Here is a 24,635-nt window from a genome sequence, read left to right as displayed (position 1 = left end):
TCTCCCGCGCGGGGCCAGTTCGTGCGTCGTTCTGTGACCATCGCAACCTTGAAAGTCAAGTGTCGAAAGCCACAGAAACTCCCCGAAATTCAGGTTCGCCTGGTAAGGCGGACCAAAAGCATCGTCACACCGATCGCAGCAGCCAATCCCGCCAAGGTGGCCAATTGGAACGCACCGCCCCCGAGGTCGGCCGTGAGCCCCAGGGCCAACACGGTCAACACCGCGGAGACCAGGACGACGATCAGCGCACGGCCCAGCCAGAGCCCGGGCACGTCGAGGTTGACCACGGCGTCGTAAGGGAGAACGGCGGCCAGGGCGGTCAGGGTGTGCCCCAGGTAGAGCAACGTGGCGATGGCGAGCACCCGCCACAGCGCGATCCGGGAGTCGAAACCGGCGGTGTCGAGGATCCAGCCGGTCACCACGACCAGCGCGGCGAAGGTCGCGGCCCGGCCACGCGGGGCGACCGCCGGCCAGACCGCGATCACCACCAGGAGCACGACGAACTGGCTCGCGAGCAGCTCGGTGGGCCAGGACACCGCCACGGCGAGGACGCCGCACAGTGCGATGCCGCAGCGGACCAGCGTCGGCACGACGGTGGCGCGCCGGATCGCGGTGGGTATCCGGCCGATCCGCCGGAGCAGGTCGTTCAGCACGTCATCGCCCCCTCGGCGCGGCGGCCATCCGGGCCACGTCGCGCAGCACCAGGTCGAGGCTGCCGGCCCCGGCCCAGGCGACCACCGGCACGCCGTGCTCGCGGAGCCGCCCGAGCACGTTCTCCCGTTCGATCCGCCACAGCCGGGTGGCCAGCGGGGTCCACTGGTTGCGGACCGGCGGGGCGGTGTCCTCGGGCAGGGTGTCCACGGCGACGGTGTACCGGCCGGCCTGGGTCAGCTGGGCCAGCATGTCCGCGGCCCGTGGGTCGATCAGCGGGGTGAGCACCACGACCAGCGCGGACGTGGAGATGTGGTGGGCACCGAGGGCCGGCTCGTACTGCTCGTCGACCGGGTCGGCGCGCACGTCGAGCAGCCACTCCAGGACGGTCAGGTACTGCCGGCGGCCGGACGCGGCGCGTAGCCGGCGGGCGGTCGCGCCGTACTCCAGCAGCGACACCCGGTCACCGCGGTGCAGGTAGTGCTCGGCGACGGCGGCGGCCGCCCGGACCGTGGTGTCCAGCACCGACGTGCTGCCACCGACGCCGCCGGAGACGCCGACCTCGCCGAGCAGGTCGAGCAGGAGCAGCACCTCGGCGTCCCGGTCCGAGAGGGTGGAGGCCACGTGCAGGTCCCGGGTGCGCAGCGACACCCGCCAGTCGATGCGGCGCAGCCGGTCCCCGGGTGCGAACTGGCGCACCCCGGCGAGCTCGCCCCCCTCGCCGAGGCGTCGCGAGCGGTGCGCGCCGACCAGGCCGGCCGCGGCCGGCATCGACTCGGTGGCCTTGAACGGCTCGGTGACCGGGTAGACCCGGACGCCGCGGGCCGCGGTCACCACCGGGCGGCAGGCCAGCAGTCCCCCACAAGCGGCGGCCCGCGCGGCGGCCGGCCCGACGTCGTGCCGGCCCCAGCGCAGTGCCTCGCCGGGCAGGTCGATCGCGGCCCAGCCGTCGGACGGCACGGTGATCGCGAACGGCCGGTCGGCGTGCTCCAGCCGCAGCCACGGCGACGTCCTGGTACGCACCACGACCAGGTCGTACCCGAGCACGTCGGCGTTGGCGACGGTCAGCCCGGCCTGCACCGCACCGCCCTCGACCAGGTACGCCTCGTCCGCGGTGATGGTCACCTCGGGCGCCGACTGCGGCCTGCGCCGCAGGTTCAGCGCCGCGCCGATCGCGAACGGTGCGGCCAGCAGCACCAGGTCGACCCGGCCGAGCGCCACCCCGAGCAGCAACAACAGGCCGGTGAGCAGCACCGAGCGGCCGAGCGCACGGGTCGGCGCCCAGCTCGGAGCGGTCGGTTCAGTCATGCCGCGCGTAGGTCGGAAGCGCCCCGCTGGCCGGGGCCGGCACCGCGCTGAGCACCTCCTGCACCACGAACGCCGGGTTCACCTGGCGCAGCCACATCTCCGGCCGGAGCGTGATCCGGTGGGCCAGCGCGGGCACGGCGACGTCCTTGACGTCCTCGGGCACCACGTAGTCCCGGCCGGCCATCGCGGCCCGGGCCCGGGCCAGTAGCAGCAGGGCCAGCGAGCCACGCGGCGACGAGCCGACCAGCACCGCGCTGTGCTCGCGGGTGGCGGCGGCCAGCGAGACGATGTAGCGCCCGATCGAGTCCTCGACCGCCACGGACTCCAGCGCGGCCTGCATGATCTGCAGGGTCCGGGCGTCGACCACCGGTGCGAGCTGGGTCTCCTCCTGGCGCCGGGACATCCGGCGGCGCATGACCTCCCACTCCTCCTCGGCCGTCGGGTAACCGAACGAGACGCGGAGCAGGAAGCGGTCCAGCTGGGCCTCGGGCAGCGGGTACGTGCCCTCGTACTCGATCGGGTTGGCGGTCGCCAGCACGTGGAACGGCGGGTCGAGACGGTACGTCACACCCTCGACCGAGACCTGCTTCTCCTGCATCGCCTCGAGCAGGGCGGACTGGGTCTTCGGCGGAGTCCGGTTGATCTCGTCGGCGAGCAGCATGTTGGTGAAGACCGGGCCGGCCCGGAACGCGAAGTCACCCTTGCGCTGGTCGTACAGGAAGGAGCCGGTGACGTCGGCGGGCAGCAGGTCGGGGGTGAACTGCAGGCGCCGGAAGTCCAGGCCGAGCGCCTGGGCGAAGGAGCGGGCGGTCAGCGTCTTGCCGAGCCCTGGCAGGTCCTCGAGCAGGACGTGGCCGCCGGCCAGAATACCGGCGAGCACCAGCTCGAGCGCCTCCCGCTTGCCGACCAGGACGCTGTTCACGGCGTCGAGAACGGCCTCGGCAAGCCGCCCGACCTCGTGCGGGGGAAGAGCCTGTACGCCTGTCTGCGTCACCGGCGCACCTTTCTCACAGTCGTTCCATCGCTTGTACGTACGTCTCAAGGTCGCGCGTTTTGAGCCCGCGCCGGCCGGGGTCGGACAGTACCGCCCAAGCCTCCTCGCCGAGTAACTGCCGGGCGCGGCGCGGATCACTGGCCCGGGTGAGGCCGTGCCGCAACCGCAGGCGCTCGTCGGCGAGTTCGCCGAGCACCGGCAAGACGTTACGCGCATAGGTGTCCGAGTCGGAGTGCGCCTTGTCCAACGTCTGCTCCCAGCGGCGCACCGTGGCACGCAGCGAGTCGGTGGCGCGGGCCGCGGCGTTGCCGGCGTTGGCATGGCCCTTCATCGGGCGGGGCGGGCGAACCGCCGTGGCCGCGATCGTGATCAGCCGCAGGCCGGCGATCAGGGCGACGACCAGCAGCAGTGGCGCCTGCACCGAGCCGGCCCGCAGCGCGGCCACGACGACCACGGTGACCGCGGCCACCAGGGCCACGTTGCCGACGACCCGGAGCGCCGGCGAGCGGCGCCTGCGGGCTTTCGGAGCCGCCGCGGGGGGCGGCGCGGTCATCCCAAAGAGCTCTTCGAGCCCCCCGTCGCTCATACCGGCACCTCCCCCGCGCTCCGGCGGTGACCTGAGCCGACCGATCCGCTCATGCCGGCACCCCCGTTCCGAGGTCGGCGCGCAGCCGCTCCAGGGCGTACCGGGCCTGATGACGCATCCGGTCGTCGACGGTGTGCGTGGCGTACCGGGCCTCCCGGTACACCTCCATCAGTGCGGCCAGCACCGCCGCGTCCACCTGCTGCTCGGCGAGCAGCCGGCCGACCAGGTCGGTCGGGCTGTCGCCCGGGTTGCGCGGGGTGCCGGCCACGGCGGCGGCCTGCTCCAGGCGCACCCAGCAGGCGATCACCGCGCGGCGCGGGTCGCGGTCGGTGTCGGAGAGCTCTTCCAGGCCCGCGTCGAGCGCGGCGACCAGGTCCTCAGCGGTGTTCCCGGCGCGCCGGCGACCGTGGCGGCCGGTGCGGTTCTTCCGGCGGCGGGCCACGTCCCGCACCAGCGCCCAGGTCAGAATGATGATCATCGCGACGACCAGGACCGCGAGGATCACCAGCGTCACCGAGCCGACCCAGTCGGGCAGACCGCTGGCGGCCTCGACCGGCGTCTCGGGGGTCGGCGGGGCGGACGGGTGCGGGGTGGGCGGCAGCAGCGGCGGTGCGGTGGTGGTCGGGGTCGCCCGCGGGGTGATCCGGTCCAGCTGGGGCGCCGACCGGGTGGCGGCCAGCGAGGCCACGAAGAGCAACCCGATGACGGCGGCCAGCGGCCACCAGCGGCGCAGTTGAGCTAGGTCCATCGGGCGCGTCAGATCCGTGACTCGAGGCGGGGTGCGGACAGGACTCGCATCATGCCAGGCCCGCCAGGGCCTTGGCACGGAAGAGCACGGCGTCGAGCATCGCGGGGGTGAGCCGGCCGGTGAAAGTGTTCTGCTGGCTGACGTGGAAACAGCCCACCACCGGGGGCACGCCGGGATGGTGCACCTCGGCGCCGTGCCCGAATTTCGGACGGGGGACGGGGGCGTCCACGCCGTACGCGGATCTCATCGCCGGCCACCAGGCGGCCCAGGCGAACGCGCCGAGCGCGACCACCACCCGCAGTGTGGGTCTGATCAGTTCCAGCTCGCGGCGGACCCAGGGAGCGCAGGTGTCCCGCTCCTCCGGCGTGGGTTTGTTGTCCGGCGGCGCGCAGCGCACCGCCGCGAAGATCCGGGTGTGCCGCAGTTCGAGCCCGTCGTCGGCGGAGACGCTGGTCGGCTGATTCGCCAGGCCGGCGCGGTGCAGGGCGGCGAAGAGAACGTCGCCGGAGCGATCCCCGGTGAAGATCCGGCCGGTGCGGTTGCCGCCGTGCGCGGCGGGGGCCAGCCCGAGGATGGCGATCGCGGCGTCGTCCGGGCCGTAGCCGGGCACCGGGCGGCCCCAGTATCGCTGGTCACGGAACGCGGCGCGCTTGACGGTGGCCACCTCGGTGCGCCACTCGACCAGGCGGGGGCAGGCGAAACAATCCGCGATGCCGGCGTCGAGCACGCTCAGCGAGGCGGCTTGCGCCGCTCGCGCGACAACCTCTTGCGGGGTACGCGGTGAGGTCTCGGACGGTTGCACCGGAACAGCAGAGCATCTCCGGCACACCGGGATGCAACCGGGGGCGGCGTCTCGACCGAGACACCGCCCCCGTACAGCCTGTTGCGATCAGCCCTTGGCCTTGATGCAGAGCAGGTAGTCGTCCTTCTTCGCGCTGCCCAGGGCCGCCGGGTCCTTGTCGTTCTCGGTGAAGAACTTGTCGCAGGCGGGGCCCTCGACGTCACTGGTGCCCTCGACGCGGCCGACCACGACGAACAGGGCCTCCTTCGAGGAGCAGTCGACGATGTCGGCCTCGGTCTCGGTGGTCTCGTTGTCCTTGACCTTGTCGGACACCGAGATGCAGTCGCCGACCTTGGCGTCCGCGGTCGGGTCATCGGCGAGCGCCGTGCGCAGGCCGAACTTCAGCCCAAAGATCACCACGGCGACGACGATCACGCCGAGGATGCTGAGGATCTTCTTGCCGGCCGACTTCTTCGGCTCGGCGGGGATCGGCGGCGGGAAGCCCTCGGTGCCCGGAGCACCGGGAACGCCCGCGTTCGGCGGCGGGAAGCCCTGGCCGCTGTTCGGCGGCGGGAAGCCCTGGCCGCTGTTCGGCGGCGGGAAGGCCTGCGCGGCGCCCGAGGTCGGCTCAACCGGATTGGACATCGATGATTCCTTTCGCGGACGGCGACCGCCCGATCGTTTGGCAGGCGAGAATAACGACCGGTCAGGGCGTCGCGCGACCCCGGTTTACCTGGGGTTATCGGAGATTGCTCACAAAGTGCTGTGACCTTCCTGGGAAGATCACCGAGGGTGCCGTCGCGACGACTCACCGACGGCGAAATATGGCCGAACGGGCAGCCGGAGCTGCCCCTTCAGCGCCTCAGGCCGCTTCGGCCAGGCCGAACGCGATGCCGTCCAGGATGTCGTGCTCCGAGGCGATCACCGTGTCGTGGCCGGAGCGCTCCATCACGATCCGCATGATCAGAGCACCGGCGCCGATCACGTCGGCCCGGCCCGGGTGCATCACCGGCAGCGCGCGGCGCTGCTCGACGGTCATCCCCAGCAGCTCCCCGGTGACCCGGGCGACCGCCGTGCGGCTGATCTCGCTGTGGTGGATGCGCGTGGAGTCGTACTCGGGAAGGTCGTGAGCCAGCGCGGCGACGGTGGTGACCGTCCCCGCGAGTCCGACCAGGGTCCGTGCCTCCCGGCCGGGGACGGCCGCCAGGGCCGCGTCCACCGCCGCCGTCACGTCCCGCTCCGCCGCGGCCAGCTCCCGCGCCGTGGGCGGGTCGCCGTGCAGATGCCGCTCGGTCATCCGGACGCAGCCGATGTCCACCGAGATCGCCCGGTCGACCGAGTCGGTCCCGGTGACGAACTCGGTGGAGCCGCCGCCCAGATCGAAGACCAGGTACGGGCCCGGGGCGGCGAGGCCCTTGACGGCGCCGAGGAAGGAGAGCCCGGCCTCCTGCTCCCCGGTGATCACCTCGGGGTCGACGCCGAGCACGCCACGCACCATGTCGCGGAAGTCCCGCGCGTTCGAGGCGTCGCGGGAGGCGGAGGTGGCGCACATCCGTACCCTGACCGCTTCTGATTCCTTGATCTCGGCGGCGTAGCCGGCCAGCGCGGCCCGGGTGCGCGCGATCGCGGCCGGGGAGAGCATCCCGGTCCGGTCCACGCCCTCACCCAGCCGGACGATCTCCATCCGGCGGGAGACGTCGGTCAGCCGGTCACCGGTCACGTCCGCGATCAGCAGCCGGATCGCGTTCGTCCCACAGTCGATCGCGGCCACTCTCATAGGTGCAGCAACATTCTCTTGTTCCCCAGGGTGTTCGGCTTGACCCGCTCCAGGTCCAGGAACTCGGCGACGCCCTCGTCGTACGAGCGCAGCAGTTGCTCGTAGACGGCGTGCGGGACCGGCGCCCCGTCGATCTCGGTGAACCCGAACGATCCGAAGAACCGGGTCTCGAACGTGAGGCAGAAGACCCGGCGCACGCCGAGCTCACGAGCCTGTTCGAGGAGCACCGCGACGATCCGGTGGCCGATCCTCTTTCCGCGCTGGGACGGGTGCACCGCGACCGTGCGGATCTCCGCCAGGTCCTCCCACATCACGTGCAGGGCGCCGCAGCCGACCACCCTGCCGTCCTCCTCGTCGACCGCCACCCAGAACTCCTGGACGGACTCGTAGAGGGTGACCGTGGCCTTGCTGAGCAGCCGCCGGTCGGTGGTGTACGTGTCGACCAGGGCGCGGATCGCCTTGACGTCCCCGGTCCGGGCGCGCCGGATCAGCATTCGTCTTTCTTCACACACGAACCGCCGATCCACCAGGGCTCGATGGCGTCGCGGACCTCGTCGCCGAACGGGTTCACCCCACGGCCCGCGGCCAGCGCGTGCCCGAGATGGACGTGCAGGCACTTCACCCGATCGGGCATGCCGCCGGCGGAGACGTGCCGGATCTCCGGGACGTCCTCGATCGCTTGGCGACGGTCCAGATAGTCCTGGTGCGCCCGCGCGTAGTGGGCCGCCAGCTCGGGATCGGTGCTCAGCCGCTCCTGCATGTCCCGCATCACGCCGGCGGACTCCAGCCGGCTGCACGCGGCGGTGGCGTGTGGACACGTCAAGTAGTACATCGTGGGGAACGGCGTGCCGTCGTCCAGCCGCGGCGCGGTCTCCACCACGTCCGGGTTGCCGCACGGGCAGCGGTGCGCGATCGCCCGAGTGCCGCGGGGCGGCCGGCCGAGCTGGGCCGCCACGATGTCGAGGTCGGCGGGGGTTGGTGCTTCCATCAGTTCGAGGGCTCCGCGTCGGCGGCTCGGACGCTGTGCCACAGCGTGTCGTACCAGCGGTCCGGAAGGGCCGCCGGGGCTTTCCTGTCGGAGTCGCGCGCGGCGCCCTCCGGGTCGTTGATCACCAGCAGCGGGGCCTCACCGCGGCGAACGTAGTACAGCTCTTTCCGGGCCTGGATCCGCACATACTCGTCGTCGCGCCACTTGGCCAGCTCCTTCGCCGTCTCGGCGATGTGCACCCGCTGCTCGGCCTGGGCCCGCTCCATCTGGGCGATCTGCGACTCCTGCTGCAGGTAGACCCGGATGGGGTAGGTGTAGGCGAGGGCGAGGACCACGAAGACCGCGAGGAGGATGGTGGCCCGGGTGGTCAGCGCGCGAGGGCGCGGTGCCGCGGTGCGCTTCGCGGCGGGGCCGCCGGATTGCGACGTACGCCGTGAGCCGGTCGGCCGCGCCGTGCGAGAAGTCGGAACGCGAACGGTCGGGCGGGCCTCGACCCGGACCGTGCCGGTGTTGCGGGAACGCGGGACGCCGGGCCGGCCACTCGCACCGGAACGGCGGGCCGGACCCTGACCGCTCGGCATGCGCCGCTGCGTCATGTCCACCCCTCCCCCGCTTCGATGGCCATCACGGATTGTGGCACCCGTCCGGAAACCTATGCCGCCGAGCGCGGGTGCCACAACTCCATGATCTGCCGGTCGGGTGTTACGCGACCCGGTAACGCGGGAACGCGCCGGCCCCGGCGTACCGGGCGGCGCTCTCCAGCTGCTCCTCGATGCGCAGCAGCTGGTTGTACTTCGCGACGCGGTCCGAACGGGCCGGAGCGCCGGTCTTGATCTGGCCGGAGCCGACCGCCACCGCCAGGTCGGCGATGGTGGTGTCCTCGGTCTCACCGGACCGGTGCGACATCATGGTCTTGAAGCCGGCCCGGTGGGCCAGGTCCACGGCGTCCAGGGTCTCGGTCAGCGAGCCGATCTGGTTCACCTTGACCAGCACGGCGTTACCGGCGGCCTCGGCGATGCCGCGGGCGATGCGCTGCGGGTTGGTGACGAACAGGTCGTCGCCGACGATCTGGATCTTGTTGCCGAGCTGCTCGCTCATCGCGCTCCAGCCGGCCCAGTCGTCCTCGGCCAGCGGGTCCTCGATGGAGACGATCGGGTAGTCGGCGGCGAGCTTCGCGTAGTACGCGATCATCTCGTCGGTCGACTTCGAGGAGCCCTCGAAGACGTACGCCCCGTCCTTGTAGAACTCGGTCGCGGCGACGTCCATGGCCAGCACGATGTCGCTGCCCAGGGAGAAGCCGGCGGCCTGGACGGCCTCGGCGATCAGGTCCAGCGCGGCGGCGTTGGCCGGCAGGTTCGGCGCGAAGCCGCCCTCGTCGCCCAGGCCGGTGGAGAGGCCCTTCTTCTTCAGCACCGACTTCAGCGCGTGGTACACCTCGGCACCGGTGCGCAGCGCCTCGCGGAAGGTCGGCGCGCCGATCGGGGCGATCATGAACTCCTGCACGTCGACGTTCGAGTCGGCGTGCGCGCCACCGTTCACGATGTTCATCATCGGGACCGGCAGGACAGCGGCGTTCGGGCCACCGATGTAGCGGAACAGCGGGAGCTCGGCGGAGAGCGCCGCGGCCTTGGCGACAGCCAGCGAGACGCCCAGGATCGCGTTGGCGCCCAGCTCCGACTTGCCGTCGGTGCCGTCCAGGTCGAGCATCTTCTGGTCGATCAGGCGCTGCTCGCTCGCCTCGTACCCGATCAGCTCGTCGGCGATCTTGTCCTCGATGTTGGCGACCGCCTTCTCGACACCCTTGCCGAGGTAGCGGCCCTTGTCGCCGTCACGCAGCTCGAGCGCCTCGAACGCGCCGGTGGAAGCGCCGGACGGCACCGCCGCGCGGCCGACCGTGCCGTCGTCCAGGCCGACCTCGACCTCGACGGTCGGGTTGCCCCGAGAATCCAGGATCTCTCGGGCGACGATTGCTTCAATGGTGGCCATTTGTGGTGTCGCTCCCTAAATGGTTGTACGGATACAGTTTCGGTCCGCGACCCTGCGGGCCGACCACACCCGGAAGCCTAACGATCCCAGGGGCCGCCCGTTCGGCCGCCCGGGCAACTTCACCGGGCGGTATGCCTCAAGACCGCGGCTTTCCTGCCGAAACAGTGGGCACTATGAGTAGCAGCCTGTTTCCCCAGGACGGCCTGCCCCTCGAGTTGGAGGCCGCGGGTGTTGTCCACCCCGAGGTCCGTGTCGTGACGGTCGCCGCCAAGGTCGTCACGGTTTCGCTTCCACTCGCAGAAGTGCCGCTGATCGGATCAACGGTGACCGTGCGGTGGGCCGCACCCCGGGGAAAGTACGCGGTGCCCGCCACGGTGATCGGGATCGACGAGAACCGGGTCGAGCTCCGGGCGGAAGGCGTGCCGCAAATCACCCAGAGCCGTCTCTACGTGCGCGGCGGCGGTGGCGAGCCGATCGTGATGACCCGCGCGGGGCAGGAGGCGACCGGTCTCGTGCAGGACATCAGCGAGGGCGCGGTGCGGGCGAGATTCCCCGACTTCGAGGTGGAAGCGGACAGCAAGGTGACCATGGAGGTGCAGCTCGGCTCTGAGGTGATCAACCTGTCGGCCACCGTGGCAAAGGTCAGTCCGATACATCGGCGGGCGCCGGGCGAGGAGGACTTGTCGATCGAGCTGATCGCGCTCTATCAGCTGCACGAATCACAGGCGAAGATCATTCGGGGTTACATCATGCAGCTGCAGAGGCTGGAGCGCGCCAAGGCCAACGAGTCGATCTGAACAAACGTTCGGGAAACAATTACGGAATCCGCCGCCCCATTCAGCGACGGATCCCGCTGCGTGACCACGCCTGGCGGTGGATCAGACGCCGAGGAGGCTACGCAGGTGGCGCGGCGGCGGTGAACCGTGCGCGAGCATGGCGTCGTGCCAGGCCTTGGGGGTGGCACCGAACGGCCGCGCGGCGGCCAGCTCCGCCACCTCGAGGTAACCGACGAAGTACGTGGAGAGCTGGGTCGAGGTGAGCAGGGCCCGGCGCCACTTGCCGGCGGCCTCCCCCTCCTCCTGGAAACCACGCCCGGTCATCAGCGCCATCGCCTCGGACTCGGGCAGGTCCTCGCAGTGCGTCAACTGGTCGATGATCGCGTTGAGGCTCATCCGGAGCTGCATCTTGAGCTGCTGCAACCTGACCGGCAGCCCGCCGAAGCCGAGGCCGGCCATCAGTTCCTCGGCGTAGACCGCCCAGCCCTCGACGAACGGCCCGGACCAGCCGAGCGCGCGGACCCGGCTGCTCCCCCGGAACCGGCGGGCGTGCGCCAGCTGCAGGAAGTGCCCCGGCATCGCCTCGTGCACGGTCAGGTCCCGGATCATCTCGTTGTTGTACTCACGGTAGAAGCTGCGGACCCGCTCGGCCGGCCAGTCGGACGGTGCCGGGGCGATGCAGTAGAACGTCGGCACGTCGGCCGTCTCCAGTGGCCCGGGCGGATCGCAGTAGGCCACCGCGACACCCCGCGCGAACTCCGGCATCTCCTCGATGACGCACGGGTCGTCGACCAGCGACACGAGGTCGTGGTCGCGGACGAACTCGGTCGCCTCGTCCAATGTGCCCTTGGCCAGGCCGACGATCGTGTCGTTGTCCGGGTGCCGCTCGGCCATGGTGTGCAGGGCGCGGCGCACGGTCTCGTCGTCGGCCGCTCCGCCGACCAGCTCGGCCGCGAGCGTGCGCAGCTCGCCGCTCACCCGGTCCAGGTTCTCCCGGGCCCGGGCGAGCACGTCGGCCGCCGAGAGCTCGGTGTCCAGTGTGTGCCAGAGGCGCGCCTCCCACAGGCGGCGGCCGAGCCGTGGGTCCCGGCCGGGCTCGCCGCTCTCCAGCCCACGGCGCAGCCAGCCGTCGAACTCGTCGAGCGCCGCCAGCGCGGCCGCGGCGACCGGCTCGACCGAGCCCCGCAGCCCCGGCTCCCGCGCCAGCAGGACCGGCAACTCGTCGCGGATCAGCCCGGCCGTGCCGGCGAACTGGCCGGCCGCGGTCTCGGCGTGGATCCGGGGCACGTCGCTGAGCACGGCCCGGGCGGTGGCCAGCGCGTCCGGCATCGCGGCGAGCCGGCCGCGCAGGCTCTCCAGCCGCTCGGCGGCGGGCGCGAACGGGCGGGACAGCAGCCCGTGCAGCAGTGGGCCGGGGTTGTGCTCCAGCGGGTTCCACTCGTGCTCACGGATCTCGGTGAACTCGAACAGCCGGCGCTCCACCTGGGCGGTGAGAATCGCGTGGTCGACCTGGTCCTCGGCGTCGAGCCCGTCGGCGTCGACACCGCTGAGCGCGTCGGCGGCGTCGCGCAGCATGCTGACCCGACCCGTGACCGCGGTGGCGGAGAGGTCGGGCAGCCGATCGTCGAAGCGATGGTCACCCGCGTAGAGAGCCGTCACGGGATCGCTCTCCAGCAGAGCGTCGGTGATGCGTTCGGCGAGCGGTACGAACTCCGGCATGCCAAGAAACCTACTCGGCGGGACCCGCTTTTTCCGCCACCCGCACCGCCTCGCCGTACGCCAGAGCGGCCCGCCGCAACTCGGCCTCGGGATCGTGGCCCGCGGCCCGCGCCTCGGCGACCAGCCGCAGCAGCACCGCGCCGAGGTCGTCGCCCTCAGGGAGGGCAACCTCCAGCCCGCCCCGCGCGACGCGGTGCAGCAGCTTCGCGGCCAGCGCCAGTGCCGGCTGGCTCAGCGCCACCCCGTCCAACACGGACTCGCGCGCCTTCTCCTCGCGCTTGATCCGCTCCCAGTTGGCGGTGATCTCCTCGAGGTCCTCGACCCGCTCGCCGGCGAAGACGTGCGGGTTCCGCCTGATCATCTTCTCGACCAGGATTCCGGCCACGTCGTCGACGTTCCAGGCCCGCCCGTCCGGCAGCTCCTCGGCGAGCCGGGCGTGCAGCACGATCTGCAGCAGCACGTCGCCCAGCTCCTCGCGGAGTTCGTCCAGGTCGCCCCGCTCGATCGCGTCGTACGCCTCGTAGCTCTCCTCCAGCAGATAGGGGGCGAGCGTGCGATGGGTCTGCGCGCGTTTCCACGCGTCCCCGCCGGGCGAGACGAGCCGGTCCATCACCGCGACCGCGTCCAGCAGCCGGGCGCCGGGCGGATCCCAGCTGCCGTACATCAGCTCCAGCTCGGCCAGGCCGGGTTCACGGGCCAGCCGCAACCCGAGCTGGCGCGCGAACGGCTGATCGCCGTGCGGGCCGGCCAGCCAGACCACCAGCGGCGCACCGCGCGTCTCGTCCAGAAGACCCTGCGCGTCGGTGTCCAGCACGGTCACCGGCACACCGGTCGCCCGTAGCGCCGCCGTCTGCTCGGACTCCGCCGCCGCGAAGACCAGCCCGGCGCGCACGGTGTCCCACGCCTCGGCGGTGAGCAGCCCCGCCGGCAGCCGCGGCGAGGTGACCAGCAGGACGATCCGGGTGCTCAAGAGACGTCGGAGACCGGCACGGTCACGTCGGTGCCCACCTCGGCCGCGACGAGCTGGTAGATCGCGTTGGTCTTCTGGTTCCGAACGCCGTAGACGCCGAGCTCCAGCGGCTGGTACCGCGGGTGGACCGAGACGTTCAGCGGGTCGGCGACCTCGTGCACCTCGTCGCGGAGCGCGACCGCGGCCTGCAGCTCCTTCAGGGCCTCGGGCGGGACACTGGTCCGGAAGGTGTCGAAGGTGGTGCCCGGCTCGATCCCGCCGTTCGCGGTGAGCCGGTGGAAGACGTCCTTCAGGTCGTCGTCGCTGAGGGGGGTCGTGCTGGTCATCGACTGCTCGACGTCGTACTGAAGGGTGCTGTACTCGGTGTAGAGCCGCACGTACTCGGTCGTCGCCGGGAGCCGGACCAGGGCGGCGAACTGGTCGTACGAGGGGCTGGCCGGCAACCGCACGTTGTGCCGGGCCGCGACCCGGTCGATCAGGTCCCGGCTGACCAGCACGTTGACGACGTCCTCGCGGGTGATCGGCAGGTTCGCCGCGTTCTCGCCCAGGGCGTTGCGCGCGTCGTCCAGCACCGCCTGAACCCGCTCCTCGGTTATCCGGGCGTCACCGACGGAGGCGGCCACGTCCGTTCCAGCACGGCAGGCGGACAGGCCGGCGAGCGCAAGGGACGCGACGACGGTCATGGATGCGAGTCGGCGGGTACGCTGCATGGTCAACACTGTCTCACGCTCAGTGTCATCCGTCACACGCGGGCCGCCGTCGGGACCTCGCCGAGCACGTCCTTGAGCAACTGGGCGCACCACTGCAACAGCGCCTGGTCGCGCAACGGCTCCCCACCGATCCGGCGGGTGCTCGGACGGGGGACGCTGACCTGCTCGTTCACCGCCTTGTAGACCGAGTCCGGGTGGTACCGCTTGAGCCGCAACTGCTTCGAATCCGGCAGGCCGAGCGGGGCGAAGCGGATGTGCTTGCCCTGCATCGAGACGTCGGTCAGGCCGTACGCCCGGGCCAGGTGCCGGAAACGGGCCACCGCGATCAGGTTGACCACCTGTTCCGGCGGCTCGCCGTAGCGGTCGGTCATCTCGGCGATGACCTCCTCCAGGCGGACGTCGTCGCGGGCCTCGGCGAGCTTGCGGTACATCTCCAGGCGCAGACGCTCGACCGAGATGTAGTCGGTGGGCAGGTGCGCGTCGATCGGGAGGTCGATCTTGACCTCGGGCTCCTCCTCGGGGCGCTCGCCCTTGAACGCGCTGACCGCCTCGCCGACCATCCGCACGTACAGGTCGAAGCCGACGCCCTCGATGTGGCCGGACTGCTCGCCGCCGAGCAGGTTGCCGGCGCCGCGGATCTCCAGGTCCTTCATCGCGACGTACATACCGGCGCCGAGCTCGGTGTGCTGGGCGATGGTGGCCAGCCGCTCGTGGGCGTGCTCGGTGAGCGGTTTCTCCCGCGGGTAGAGGAAGTACGCGTACGCCCGCTCCCGGCCGCGGCCGACCCGGCCCCGGATCTGGTGCAGCTGGGCCAGGCCGAGCAGGTCGGCGCGCTCGACGATCAGGGTGTTGGCGTTCGGGATGTCGATGCCGGACTCGACGATGGTCGTGCAGACCAGCACGTCGAACTCCTTCTCCCAGAAGCCGACCATCACCTTCTCCAGCTGCTCCTCGCTCATCTGGCCGTGCGCCACCGCGACCCGCGCCTCGGGCACCAGCTCGCGCAGCCGGCGGGCCGCCCGGTCGATCGACTCGACCCGGTTGTGCAGGTAGAACACCTGACCGTCACGCAGCAGCTCACGGTGGATGGCGGCGGCCACCTGCTTGTCGTCCTGAGCCCCGACATAGGTCAGCACCGGGTGCCGCTCCTCGGGCGGGGTGGCGATGGTCGACATCTCGCGGATGCCGGTGATCGCCATCTCCAGGGTCCGCGGGATCGGGGTGGCCGACATGGTGAGCACGTCGACGGAGGCGCGCAGCGCCTTGAGCTGCTCCTTGTGCTCGACGCCGAAGCGCTGCTCCTCGTCCACGATGATCAGGCCGAGGTTCTTGAACCGGGTGGATTTGGCCAGCAGGCGGTGGGTGCCGATCACGATGTCCGCGGTGCCCTCGGCGGCGTGCTCCAGGGTGAGCGTCGCCTCCTTCGGCGTCTGGAACCGGGACAGCTGCTTGATCTGCACCGGGAACTGGCTCATCCGCTCGGTGAACGTGTTGAAGTGCTGCTGGGCGAGCAGGGTGGTGGGCACCAGGACGGCGACCTGCTTGCCGTCCTGCACCGCCTTGAACGCCGCGCGCACCGCGATCTCGGTCTTGCCGTAACCGACGTCGCCGCAGATCAGCCGGTCCATCGGGACCTGCAGCTCCATGTCCTGCTTGACCTCGATGATCGCGGCCATCTGGTCGGGCGTCTCGGTGTACGGAAACGCGTCCTCCAGCTCGCGCTGCCACGGGGTGTCCGGCCCGAACGAATGGCCCTTGGACGCCTGCCGGGCGGCGTACAGCTGGATCAGCTGAGCGGCGATCTCCTTGACCGCCTTCTTGGCCCGGGCCTTGCTCTTCTGCCAGTCGGCGCCGCCCATCTTGTGCAGCGTGGGCGCCTCGCCGCCGACGTAGCGGGACAGCTGGTCGAGCTGGTCGGTGGGAACGTAGAGCCGGTCGCCGGGCTGGCCGCGCTTGGACGCCGCGTACTCGATCACCAGGTATTCCCGGTCGGCGCCGTTGACGGTGCGCTGGACCAGTTCGACGTAGCGCCCGATGCCGTGCTGCTCGTGCACCACGAAGTCGCCGGTCTTCAGCTCGAGCGGGTCGATCGTGTTGCGCCGCCGGGCCGGCATCTTGCGCATGTCCTTCATGGACGCGCCACGGCCGCCGGAGATGTCGTTGCCGGTGATCACCGCGAGCCGGGACGCCTCGTCGATGAAGCCGTGGTTCAGCCCACCGCAGGTGATCAGGATCTGGTTGTCCGCGATCGGCGTGGCGATCGAGTCGACCGGGGTGACGCCGATGCCGGCGTCGCGGAGCAGCTCGGTGGCCCGCTGGGCGGTCCCCTTGCCCTCGAAGACCAGCGCGATCGCCCAGCCCGCGGCGGCCCACCCGGACAGGTCGCCGGCCAGCCGGGCCGTGTCGCCGTGATAGAGCGGGACGGGCTGGGCGGCCAGCGCGACGGTGTCACCGGCATCCGGCGAGACCTCCACCGGGGACGAGTCCTCCCAGGGGAGGACGTCGGCCGCGTCGGGGGCGGCCATGCCGAACGGCGAAATCGTCCACCAGGGCTGGTGCAGCGTCCCGGCGTGGGCACGCACGTCCGCGAGGCTGCGGAAGGCGACGGCGCCGACATCGATCGGCGCCTGGCCACCGACGGCGGCCGCGGCCCAGGACGCCTCGAGGAATTCATCGGAGGTACGGGTGAGGTCGTGCGCCCGCGTCCGGATCCGCTCGGGGTCGCAGAGCAGCACGTGCGTCCCGGCCGGCATGCAGTCCAGCAGCAACTCCATGCTGTCGGTGCCGTCCAGCAGCGCCGGGGCCAGTGACTCCATGCCCTCGACCGGGATGCCCTCGGCCAGCCGCTCCAGGATCTCGGCGAGCTCGGGGTGCGCGGCGGCGAGCAGCGCCGCCTTCTCCCGAACCGCCGGGGTGAGCAGCAGCTCCCGGCACGGGGGCGCCCAGAGCCGCTCGACCTGCTCGATCGTCCGCTGATCCGCGACCGCGAAGGTGCGGATCTCCTCCACCTCGTCGCCCCAGAACTCGACCCGGGACGGGTGCTCGTCGGTGGGCGGGAACACGTCCAGGATGCCGCCGCGCAGGGCGAACTCGCCGCGCTTGGTGACCAGGTCGACCCGGGCGTACGCCATGTCGGAGAGCCGGTGCGCGACCTCCTCCAGCCCCGCCTCCCGGCCGGTCACCAGCTCCACCGGCTCCAGGTCGCCGAGCCCCTTGAGCTGCGGCTGCAGCAGGGACCGGACCGGGGCGACGATCACCTGGAGCGGCTGCCCACCGGGGTGGGCGAGACGGCGCAGCACGGCGAGCCGCCGGCCGACCGTGTCGGAGCGGGGCGACAGCCGCTCGTGGGGCAGCGTCTCCCAGGACGGGAAGACCGCGACCCGGTCCGGGTCGATCAGGCAGCCGAGCGCGTCGGCCAGGTCGTCGGCCTCCCGCGAGGTGGCGGTGACCGCGAGCACCGGGCGCTGGGCGCCGCCGATGTCACCGGGGCCGGCGACGGTCGCCACCACGAACGGGCGCAGCGCGACGGGCGCGGTGAGATCCATCGAATCGGAGTCGACGAAACCCTTGCGAGCCAGATCCCGGGCACGGGACAGCCCTCGGTCGCGGAGAGCGGCGGGGATCAGACCGGCGAGTTGCATGGCGAGGACCCCCTGAGGGCACGACGAACGGCACCCGACGCCCGATCAGGGGGCGGGGGTGTGTGCGAACAGCTTAGTCCGACCCCCTGACAGTTCCGGCAGCGTGCGCCTTATCGGACAACATGTCCGACATGTGGGCGATGGCATCGTGAAAAGTACCCGCATACAGGCCCAGCGCGCCGGGGAGGGCATCGTGCGTATCCTGCTGCTCGTCAGTGCTTTCAACGGCTTGAGCCAGCGGGTCTGGTGCGCCCTGCGGGACGCCGGGCACGAGGTCGGCGTGCTGCTGTCGATCAGTGAACGGGAGATCATCGACGGGGTGCGCGCCGCCGCTCCGGAGCTGATCCTCTGTCCGTACCTGAAGGAACGGGTGCCAGCGGTGGTCTGGCAGCGCTGGCGCACCGTCATCCTGCACCCCGGGCCGGTCGGCGACCGTGGACCGTCCTCACTGGACTGGGCGATCAGCGACGGGATGCGCAGCTGGGGCGTCACCGCGTTGCAGGCGGTCGAGGAGCTGGACGCCGGCCCGATCTGGGCCAGCCGCACCTTCCCCCTGCCGGCCTTGCCGCCCCGCAAGTCGGCGCTCTACGCCGGCCCGGTCTCGGACGCCGCGCTGGAGTGCGCCCTGGAGGTGGTCACCAAGGCCGCCGACCCGTCGTTCAGCCCGGTCCCGACCGAGAACACGCCGACCGAGACGCCCGGTGCGCGGCCCCGGGCCCTGATGCGACAGACCGACCGCGCCTTCGGCTGGGATGAGCCGACCGAGACGATCCTGCGCCGGATCCGCGCCGCGGACGGCTCGCCCGGAGTCCGCACCGAGGTCGGCGGACTCGCCGTGTACGCCTACGACGCGCACCCCGGGCTGGCCCGCGGCAGCCGGCCGGGGACGCTGCTCGGCCGCCGCCAGGGCGCGGTGCAGGTGGCCACCGGCGACGGCAGCCTGTGGCTGGGCCACCTGCGCCCGGCCGGCCAGTACGGGATCAAGCTGCCGGCCACCACCGCGCTCGGCGAACGGCTGCGCGGCGTGCCGAACTCACCGATCGAGGCGTACGCGGAAGCGGAGGCGCCGAACACCTATCGGCAGGTCCGCTACCGGCGCACGGGGGCGATCGGCTGGCTGCTCTTCGACTTCTACAACGGGGCCATGGCGCCCGGGCACTGCCGGCGGCTGCTCGCCGGGCTGCGGCACGCGGCCGGCCAGGACACCCGGGTGCTGGTGCTGCGCGGCGGGACCGAGGCGTTCAGCAACGGCGTCCACCTCAATGTGATCGAGGCGGCACCGGACCCGGCCGCGGCGGCGTGGGCCAACATCCGGGCGATCAACCAGGTGTGCCGGGAGATCATCGCCTGCACGAGGCAGGTGGTGGTGGCCGCCTACGCGGGCAGCGCGGGCGCCGGTGGGGTGATGCTCGGGCTGGGTGCGGACGTGGTCGCGGCACGGGACGGGATCGTGCTCAACCCGTACTACGACATCGGGCTGTTCGGCTCCGAACTGCACACCTACACCCTGCCGCGGCGCGTCGGCGCGGACCGGGCCCAGCGACTCATCGACGACAAGCTGCCGATGAGCACCGCCCAGGCGGTCCGGACCGGGCTGGTCGACGAGGTCGGGCCCCGGCACCCCGAGGCGTACGGGCAGTGGCTGACCCTGCTCGCCGAACGCCACGGCGACGCGCGGGCCGCGCGGAAGCGGCGGGCGGCCAAAGCGCGCCGGCTCGCCGCCGAGCGCATTCCGCTCGACGTCTACGAGACCCGCGAACTCGCCGAGATGAGCCGGGACATCTACACCGACAGGTCCGGTTTCGCCGCGGCCCGGCACGCGTTCGTCGGCAAGCTCCGGCCCTCCGCCACGCCCCGGCGGCTGCTGCTGACCGGCGACGCCGGGCCGATCCCCGCCCCGTGGCCGCGCACCGGCGACACCGGGCCGGCCGCCGAGCGGCACACCTCCGCAGCGGTCCGCCCGGCGGTGCCGGTCTCCGCCTGATCCTCCAGCCGGTCGACTTAACGACCGTGAGACTCTTGACTCAATTCACCCCCGCGCCGGGGGACCCCGATACGATCTGCAAAGTCGGGACAGCGCCGTCCTGGAGCCATCCAAGCGAAGGAGCGCCCCCGATGACAGAGCTGCCCGCCCATCTCGACGAGCGAGAAGGGTCCGACGCCGCGCTACGTGCCGACATCCGCCGTATCGGCACGTTGCTCGGGCAGACGCTGGCCCGCCAGGAAGGCCGGCCCCTGCTCGACCTGGTCGAGGAGATCCGCGCGCTGGTCCGCCAGGACGTACCGGCGGCCGCCGAACGGCTCGGCGCGATGGACATCACCACCGGCACCAAGCTGGCCCGGGCCTTCTCCACCTACTTCCACCTGGCCAACATCACCGAGCAGGTGCACCGCGCCCGGGACCTGCGGCGCCGCCGCGCCAAGGAGGGCGGCTGGCTGGACCAGGCCGCCAAGCGGATCGCCGAGCACGGCGTGCCGGCCGACGAGATCGCCTCGGCCGCCCGCCGGCTCGCGGTCCGCCCGGTCTTCACCGCGCACCCGACCGAGGCCGCCCGCCGCTCGATCCTGTCGAAGCTGCGCCAGGTCGCCGACTCGCTGGACGCCGAGTCCGCCGCCGCCGCGCTCTACGGCGACACCGACACCACGGTGTCGACCAAGCGGTTCGCCGAGCTGATCGACCTGCTCTGGCAGACCGACGAGCTGCGCCTGGACCGGCCGGACCCGACCGACGAGGCGCGCAACGCCGTCTACTACCTGAAAGACCTCTACGCCGAGGCCGCCCCGCAGGTGCTCGACGACCTGGCCGAGACGCTGCGCCGGCTGGGCGTGGAGACCGCGCCGACGTCCCGGCCGCTCACCTTCGGCAGCTGGATCGGCGGCGACCGGGACGGCAACCCGTTCGTCACCCCGAAGGTCACCCGCGATGTGCTGCTGATCCAGCACGAGCACGGCATCCAGGCCGCCGAGAAGGCGATGGACAAGCTGATCGACGAGCTGTCCGTCTCCCGGCGGCTGCGCGGGGTCTCCCTCGACCTCTCCGCCAGCCTCGCCCAGGACCTGGACAACCTGCCCGAGATCGCGGCCCGGTTCCGCCGGGTCAACGCCGAGGAGCCGTACCGGCTGAAGGTCCGGGCGATCAAGGCGAAGCTGACCAACACCCGGTCCCGGCTGCAGCACGGCACCTCGCACGTGCCCGGCCGTGACTACCTGGGCAGCGAGGAGCTGATCGCCGACCTGGAGCTGATGCGCGCCTCGCTGGCCCGCAACTCCGGCCAGCTCTCGGCGATCGGCGTGGTCGCCACCGCGATCCGCCAGGCGTCCGCGTTCGGCCTGCAGCTGGCCACGCTCGACGTGCGGGAGCACGCCGAGAAGCACCACGAGGTGCTGCAGCAGATGTACGCCCAGGTCGGCGAGGTCGACGACTACGCCACCCTGGACCGGGCCGACCGCACCAAGCTGCTCGCCACCGAGCTGACCGGCCGGCGGCCGCTGTCCAGCGCGGACACGCCGCTGACCGACTCGGCCCGCAAGACCTTCGATGTGTTCCACACGATCCGCGAGTCGCAGGACCGGTTCGGGGCGGACGTCATCGAGTCGTACATCATCTCGATGACCCTCGGCGTCGACGACGTGCTCGCCGCGGCCGTGCTGGCCCGCGAGGCCGGCCTGATCGACATCCAGACCGGGCGGGCCCGGGTCGGCATCGTGCCGCTCCTGGAGACCCCCGCCGAGCTGGACGCCGGCGGTGACCTGCTGGACGAGATGCTGTCGCTGCCGGCGTACCGGGAGATCGTCCGGGCGCGCGGCGACCTGCAGGAGGTCATGCTCGGCTACTCGGACTCCAACAAGGAGGCCGGGATCACGACCAGCCAGTGGCGCATCCACAAGGCGCAGCGCTCGCTGCGGGACGTGGCCGCGCGGCACGGCGTGCGGCTGCGGCTGTTCCACGGCCGGGGCGGCACCGTCGGCCGGGGCGGCGGCCCCACCCACGAGGCGATCCTGGCGCAGCCGTACGGCACGCTCGACGGTGCGATCAAGGTGACCGAGCAGGGCGAGGTCATCTCGGACAAGTACACCGTGCCGGCGCTCGCCCGGGAGAACCTGGAACTGACCGTGGCGGCGGTGCTGCAGGCGACCCTGCTGCACACCACGCTCTCGGTCGACCCGGTCCGGCTCGAGGTCTGGGACGCCACCATGGACACCGCCTCGAACGCGGCGTTCGCGGCCTACCGCAAACTGGTCGAGAACCCGGACCTGGCCGCCTACTTCTGGGCGGCCACCCCGACCGAGCTGCTCGGCGCCCTGAACATCGGCTCCCGCCCGGCCAAGCGCCCGAACGCGGACGCCGGCCTGGGCGGCCTGCGGGCCATCCCGTGGGTGTTCGGCTGGACCCAGACCCGGCAGATCGTGCCCGGCTGGTTCGGCGTCGGCACCGGCCTGGCCGCGGTCCGCGAGGCCGGCCTCGGCGCGGAGCTGGACGCGATGCACGAGCACTGGCAGTTCTTCCGGACGTTCCTCTCCAACGTCGAGATGATGCTGGCCAAGACCGACCTGTCGATCGCCCGGCGGTACGTCGAGACGCTCGTCCCGGAGCAGCTGCACCCGATCTTCACCATGATCGAGCAGGAGTACGAGCGGACCGTCCAGGAGGTGCTCGCCATCACCGGCGGATCGCAGCTCCTCGCCGCGCAGCCGGAGCTCTCCCGCACGCTGGGGGTCCGCGACACGTACCTGGAGCCCCTGCACCACCTGCAGGTGGCGCTCCTGCGCCAGTACCGCGACCTGGGCGAGAACGGCCGCCAGATGCCGACCGCCCCGGGCGCTCGCCGCGGGCCGTCGGAATCGACGGCCTTGGAGCGGGCCCTGCTCACCACGGTCAACGGCATCGCCGCCGGCATGCGCAACACCGGCTGATCTGTTCCACCGAAAGAAGCCCGGAAGTCTTCGACTTCCGGGCTTCTTGCATCTCGCGGATGGACGCGGGTCAGGCTGTCGAGCGTTCGGCCTCGTCCGGTGGTTCCGGCATGCCCTCGGTCGGGTCGAACGCTTCTGTACGCGGAAACGCCTCCCCCGGCCGCCCCCATTCGGTCAGGCCGGCACCGTCACCCTCCCACCGCCAGCCGTCGTCGACCCGGCGCGGCGGGAACAGACCGTAGGCCGGACCCGCACCGCTACCCACACAAACGGCTGGTCGCTGGAGGCGCGAGCCGCTCCACGATCGGTGAGGTCAGCTCGCGGGATCTCGCACCGGCTGAAAGGCCGACGGATTGATCAGATGGTGCCGGGTTCCTCTCCGTACCAGGTCGCCGCGGACCGAGACGAGCAGCATTCCGCGGTGGGCTTCGGTCGCTCGGAAGTAGTCCTCCTCGCCGAGACTCATCCAGACCCGGCGCAGCCGATCGTCACCCTCGATCGTCCCGGCGATGCTGATCTCGCCGGGCCCGGAGCCCTCCCGGTGCAGCCGGACCACGTTACCGACCAGCAGCACACCCTCGTCCGCAACCCGTTCACGCAATTCCTGCGCGGCGGACGCGAGCAGCGGCAGATGGTCCCGGCGAAACCGGATCGGCGGAAAGCTCCGAGCGCGCAGCGGCCGGGCCGGCGCCAGTCGCAACGAGAAGTCGAACGGGTGCCCGGCCTCGCCGCCGAGGCCGACCAGCGCCTCGCAGAGATTCGCGCTGACACCGAGCGGCACCGCGTCGGTAAACACGTCCAGCCCTTCGGCAGCGACCAGGGCGTCGTTCGCCGCGGAGTGCGCGGCACGCACCGCGTCGAACAGCTTCAGCGAGACCCGGCGCTCGAACGGCTCGGCCGGCTCCAGTGCATCGGCCACGTCCTCGTCGAAGAACGACGCCTGCGCTGACGACAGTCGCGGCGGCACCGGCGTGTGCACCGACAGGACGAAGCTGCCCTCGGCCGGTGCGCCGATCCTCACCTCGCGGAGAAAGCTAAGCACATCGGCCGGTTTACGAGTGGGCTGGACGGCGCGCGGCTGATCGGTGGCCGCCGCGCACGCGGCGGCCAGGACCAGATTCCGGAGGCTTTCGTACGCTTGCACGCCGTCGTCGAGCCCGATCGTTCCCGGGCCGGTGTCCACCGGAAAGGCCCGGACTTCGTGCACGTCCATGGAGACACTGGTGATGTCGCTCAGGATCGCGAGCTCGGAGCGCTCCTCGGCCGCCGCCAGCATCGCGAGGAGATCTCGCACTCGCAGCGGATAGTCGCGGATCGTGGACTCTCGCGGCTGCAGGGCCTCGAACTCCTCGTCGCCGATGGACTTCACCCACTGCACACTGCTCCCGGCCCGCCCACGGGTCGCCCAACCATTCGCCCGGAGGTACATGGCCAGTTCAGAGGGCGATCGGGCGGCCAGGGCATCCCGGTCGGTGACCTGTGCCCGAATCATCGCGCCGCCCCTTCCAAGTCGCCCTCCAGCAGACAACGGATCGCCCGCACCGTCAGCAGGTTCCGCAATGGCACCTCGACCGTGACGCTCTCCGGATGCCCCTCCCCGACCGGCCGGAGTTCTTGATCTGCCAGCGAACGCCAGTATGCAGCGGTGGAGAGCCGCATGTGTTCGTCGGTGCAGACCGCATAGTCGGCCGTCTCCTGAGGAACGATCACCACAGCGAGAAACCTCGGGACCTGGAAACCCGGGCCCGCAAGGTGATTGTGGTGTATCGCCGAGAGCCGGTGAAAGAGAACACCGTCCCGGATCGACGGGCTGGACGCGGACTTGACCTGTACCTCGATCTTGGGGGACCGGACGGTGCCGCGCGGCCCGGGGAAGGCGATCTGCAGATCGACCCCATCGACGTCCAGGGTCGCTCGGGCCGTGATGAACCCGCCGGCGCATGCGAGCGCGTGAATGAAGCCCTCACCGTGCAGGCCCTGATGAACGTTCTTGTGCACGTCACGGTCTCCGCCCGCCTCGCCCTACCCGAAAGCGACATGCACCAGACTAGTAGTCGGGCGCCAATGGCGGCCGGTCCGGAAACGG

22 protein-coding genes are annotated in these 24,635 nt (G+C 71.5%); 3 read left to right on the top strand and 19 right to left on the bottom strand.

Annotated features, from left to right (window positions below; translation table 11 throughout):
- Positions 1-89: 89 nt before the first annotated feature.
- The 12 genes from CHC09_RS11440 to eno form a co-directional block, all read right to left on the bottom strand.
- Positions 90-653 carry a hypothetical protein gene (locus CHC09_RS11440; protein ID WP_089292997.1) on the bottom strand — a complete coding sequence of 188 codons (564 nt, stop codon included), beginning with the start codon at positions 651-653 and terminating at the stop codon, positions 90-92.
- Position 654: 1 nt separating this feature from the next.
- Positions 655-1,959, bottom strand: coding sequence for a DUF58 domain-containing protein (locus tag CHC09_RS11435; RefSeq protein ID WP_089292996.1), 1,305 nt, complete (start codon positions 1,957-1,959; stop codon positions 655-657).
- Positions 1,952-2,953 (bottom strand): AAA family ATPase, encoded by a 1,002-nt coding sequence (locus tag CHC09_RS11430; protein WP_089292995.1) that lies wholly within the window; start codon positions 2,951-2,953, stop codon positions 1,952-1,954. The genes CHC09_RS11435 and CHC09_RS11430 overlap by 8 nt, the downstream gene beginning before the upstream one ends.
- Positions 2,954-2,966: 13 nt before the next feature.
- A complete protein-coding gene (locus tag CHC09_RS11425; RefSeq protein ID WP_089292994.1) occupies positions 2,967-3,539 on the bottom strand; it encodes a hypothetical protein in 573 nt (190 codons plus the stop codon).
- A gap of 49 nt (positions 3,540-3,588) precedes the next feature.
- On the bottom strand, positions 3,589-4,287 hold the full coding sequence (locus CHC09_RS11420) for a DUF4129 domain-containing protein (protein WP_089292993.1): 699 nt from the start codon (positions 4,285-4,287) through the stop codon (positions 3,589-3,591).
- A 49-nt stretch (positions 4,288-4,336) separates the two neighbouring features.
- Positions 4,337-5,089 (bottom strand): uracil-DNA glycosylase, encoded by a 753-nt coding sequence (locus CHC09_RS11415; RefSeq protein ID WP_089292992.1) that lies wholly within the window; start codon positions 5,087-5,089, stop codon positions 4,337-4,339.
- Positions 5,090-5,176: 87 nt separating this feature from the next.
- Entirely contained in the window at positions 5,177-5,713 is a 537-nt protein-coding gene (locus CHC09_RS11410) for an LppU/SCO3897 family protein (protein ID WP_089292991.1), read from the bottom strand.
- Positions 5,714-5,930: 217 nt separating this feature from the next.
- Entirely contained in the window at positions 5,931-6,845 is a 915-nt protein-coding gene (locus tag CHC09_RS11405; protein WP_179277038.1) for a Ppx/GppA phosphatase family protein, read from the bottom strand.
- Positions 6,842-7,339, bottom strand: coding sequence for an amino-acid N-acetyltransferase (locus CHC09_RS11400; RefSeq protein WP_089292989.1), 498 nt, complete (start codon positions 7,337-7,339; stop codon positions 6,842-6,844). Before CHC09_RS11400 ends, CHC09_RS11405 begins: the two co-directional genes overlap by 4 nt.
- Complete coding sequence (locus CHC09_RS11395; protein ID WP_089292988.1) at positions 7,333-7,833, bottom strand: DUF501 domain-containing protein; 501 nt, start codon at positions 7,831-7,833, stop codon at positions 7,333-7,335. Before CHC09_RS11395 ends, CHC09_RS11400 begins: the two co-directional genes overlap by 7 nt.
- Entirely contained in the window at positions 7,833-8,429 is a 597-nt protein-coding gene (locus CHC09_RS11390) for an FtsB family cell division protein (protein ID WP_089293202.1), read from the bottom strand. Before CHC09_RS11390 ends, CHC09_RS11395 begins: the two co-directional genes overlap by 1 nt.
- 106 nt (positions 8,430-8,535) lie before the next feature.
- Positions 8,536-9,819: a phosphopyruvate hydratase gene (eno, locus tag CHC09_RS11385; RefSeq protein WP_089292987.1), complete on the bottom strand. Its 1,284-nt coding sequence runs from the start codon at positions 9,817-9,819 to the stop codon at positions 8,536-8,538.
- 254 nt (positions 9,820-10,073) lie between these two features.
- Here eno and CHC09_RS11380 point away from each other — a divergent pair, with 254 nt between their 5' ends.
- A complete protein-coding gene (locus CHC09_RS11380; protein ID WP_239138351.1) occupies positions 10,074-10,616 on the top strand; it encodes a PilZ domain-containing protein in 543 nt (180 codons plus the stop codon).
- An 81-nt stretch (positions 10,617-10,697) separates the two neighbouring features.
- Here CHC09_RS11380 and CHC09_RS11375 read toward each other — a convergent pair whose 3' ends face one another.
- From CHC09_RS11375 to mfd, 4 genes are read right to left on the bottom strand one after another with little or no spacing between them, the layout of a single operon-like run.
- Positions 10,698-12,314: a DUF885 domain-containing protein gene (locus CHC09_RS11375; RefSeq protein WP_089292985.1), complete on the bottom strand. Its 1,617-nt coding sequence runs from the start codon at positions 12,312-12,314 to the stop codon at positions 10,698-10,700.
- A 10-nt stretch (positions 12,315-12,324) separates the two neighbouring features.
- A complete protein-coding gene (locus tag CHC09_RS11370) occupies positions 12,325-13,284 on the bottom strand; it encodes a nucleoside triphosphate pyrophosphohydrolase (protein ID WP_089292984.1) in 960 nt (319 codons plus the stop codon).
- A complete protein-coding gene (locus CHC09_RS11365; protein WP_143232283.1) occupies positions 13,281-13,994 on the bottom strand; it encodes a SurA N-terminal domain-containing protein in 714 nt (237 codons plus the stop codon). The genes CHC09_RS11370 and CHC09_RS11365 overlap by 4 nt, the downstream gene beginning before the upstream one ends.
- Positions 13,995-14,026: 32 nt before the next feature.
- A complete protein-coding gene (gene mfd / locus CHC09_RS11360; RefSeq protein WP_089292982.1) occupies positions 14,027-17,635 on the bottom strand; it encodes a transcription-repair coupling factor in 3,609 nt (1,202 codons plus the stop codon).
- Between the two features lie 193 nt (positions 17,636-17,828).
- Between mfd and CHC09_RS11355 the strand changes: the two genes are divergently transcribed.
- Positions 17,829-19,619, top strand: a complete 1,791-nt coding sequence (locus CHC09_RS11355) for a hydrogenase maturation protein (protein WP_089292981.1) — start codon at positions 17,829-17,831, stop codon at positions 19,617-19,619.
- 131 nt (positions 19,620-19,750) lie between these two features.
- Positions 19,751-22,549, top strand: coding sequence for a phosphoenolpyruvate carboxylase (ppc, locus tag CHC09_RS11350; protein ID WP_089292980.1), 2,799 nt, complete (start codon positions 19,751-19,753; stop codon positions 22,547-22,549).
- A 70-nt stretch (positions 22,550-22,619) separates the two neighbouring features.
- Here the strand turns inward: ppc and CHC09_RS47090 are convergent, their stop codons facing one another.
- Genes CHC09_RS47090 through CHC09_RS11335 form a run of 3 tightly spaced genes read right to left on the bottom strand, consistent with a single transcriptional unit; the run spans position 22,620 to position 24,547 of the window.
- Positions 22,620-22,814 (bottom strand): hypothetical protein, encoded by a 195-nt coding sequence (locus CHC09_RS47090; protein WP_089292979.1) that lies wholly within the window; start codon positions 22,812-22,814, stop codon positions 22,620-22,622.
- A gap of 48 nt (positions 22,815-22,862) precedes the next feature.
- Positions 22,863-24,041 carry a hypothetical protein gene (locus tag CHC09_RS11340; RefSeq protein ID WP_089292978.1) on the bottom strand — a complete coding sequence of 393 codons (1,179 nt, stop codon included), beginning with the start codon at positions 24,039-24,041 and terminating at the stop codon, positions 22,863-22,865.
- Positions 24,038-24,547: a DUF4365 domain-containing protein gene (locus CHC09_RS11335; protein WP_089292977.1), complete on the bottom strand. Its 510-nt coding sequence runs from the start codon at positions 24,545-24,547 to the stop codon at positions 24,038-24,040. Before CHC09_RS11335 ends, CHC09_RS11340 begins: the two co-directional genes overlap by 4 nt.
- Between the last annotated feature and the right edge of the window lie 88 nt (positions 24,548-24,635).

It is taken from the genome of Actinoplanes regularis (assembly GCF_900188005.1).
GTDB lineage: Bacteria > Actinomycetota > Actinomycetes > Mycobacteriales > Micromonosporaceae > Actinoplanes > Actinoplanes regularis.
The sequence above is the reverse complement of the archived record's forward strand: the minus strand, read 5'-3'. Positions and strand labels throughout refer to the sequence as shown.

What these genes read in the sequence shown, in the direction of transcription:
- CHC09_RS11435 (WP_089292996.1), bottom strand. Translation starts at nt 1,959, where the DNA reads ATGACTGAACCGACCGCTCCGAGCTGGGCGCCGACCCGTGCGCTCGGC.
- CHC09_RS11425 (WP_089292994.1), bottom strand. Translation starts at nt 3,539, where the DNA reads ATGAGCGACGGGGGGCTCGAAGAGCTCTTTGGGATGACCGCGCCGCCC.
- CHC09_RS11420 (WP_089292993.1), bottom strand. Translation starts at nt 4,287, where the DNA reads ATGGACCTAGCTCAACTGCGCCGCTGGTGGCCGCTGGCCGCCGTCATC.
- CHC09_RS11410 (WP_089292991.1), bottom strand. Translation starts at nt 5,713, where the DNA reads ATGTCCAATCCGGTTGAGCCGACCTCGGGCGCCGCGCAGGCCTTCCCG.
- CHC09_RS11405 (WP_179277038.1), bottom strand. Translation starts at nt 6,845, where the DNA reads ATGAGAGTGGCCGCGATCGACTGTGGGACGAACGCGATCCGGCTGCTG.
- CHC09_RS11400 (WP_089292989.1), bottom strand. Translation starts at nt 7,339, where the DNA reads ATGCTGATCCGGCGCGCCCGGACCGGGGACGTCAAGGCGATCCGCGCC.
- CHC09_RS11395 (WP_089292988.1), bottom strand. Translation starts at nt 7,833, where the DNA reads ATGGAAGCACCAACCCCCGCCGACCTCGACATCGTGGCGGCCCAGCTC.
- CHC09_RS11390 (WP_089293202.1), bottom strand. Translation starts at nt 8,429, where the DNA reads ATGACGCAGCGGCGCATGCCGAGCGGTCAGGGTCCGGCCCGCCGTTCC.
- eno (WP_089292987.1), bottom strand. Translation starts at nt 9,819, where the DNA reads ATGGCCACCATTGAAGCAATCGTCGCCCGAGAGATCCTGGATTCTCGG.
- CHC09_RS11375 (WP_089292985.1), bottom strand. Translation starts at nt 12,314, where the DNA reads ATGCCGGAGTTCGTACCGCTCGCCGAACGCATCACCGACGCTCTGCTG.
- CHC09_RS11365 (WP_143232283.1), bottom strand. Translation starts at nt 13,994, where the DNA reads ATGCAGCGTACCCGCCGACTCGCATCCATGACCGTCGTCGCGTCCCTT.
- mfd (WP_089292982.1), bottom strand. Translation starts at nt 17,635, where the DNA reads ATGCAACTCGCCGGTCTGATCCCCGCCGCTCTCCGCGACCGAGGGCTG.
- ppc (WP_089292980.1), top strand. Translation starts at nt 19,751, where the DNA reads ATGACAGAGCTGCCCGCCCATCTCGACGAGCGAGAAGGGTCCGACGCC.
- CHC09_RS11340 (WP_089292978.1), bottom strand. Translation starts at nt 24,041, where the DNA reads ATGATTCGGGCACAGGTCACCGACCGGGATGCCCTGGCCGCCCGATCG.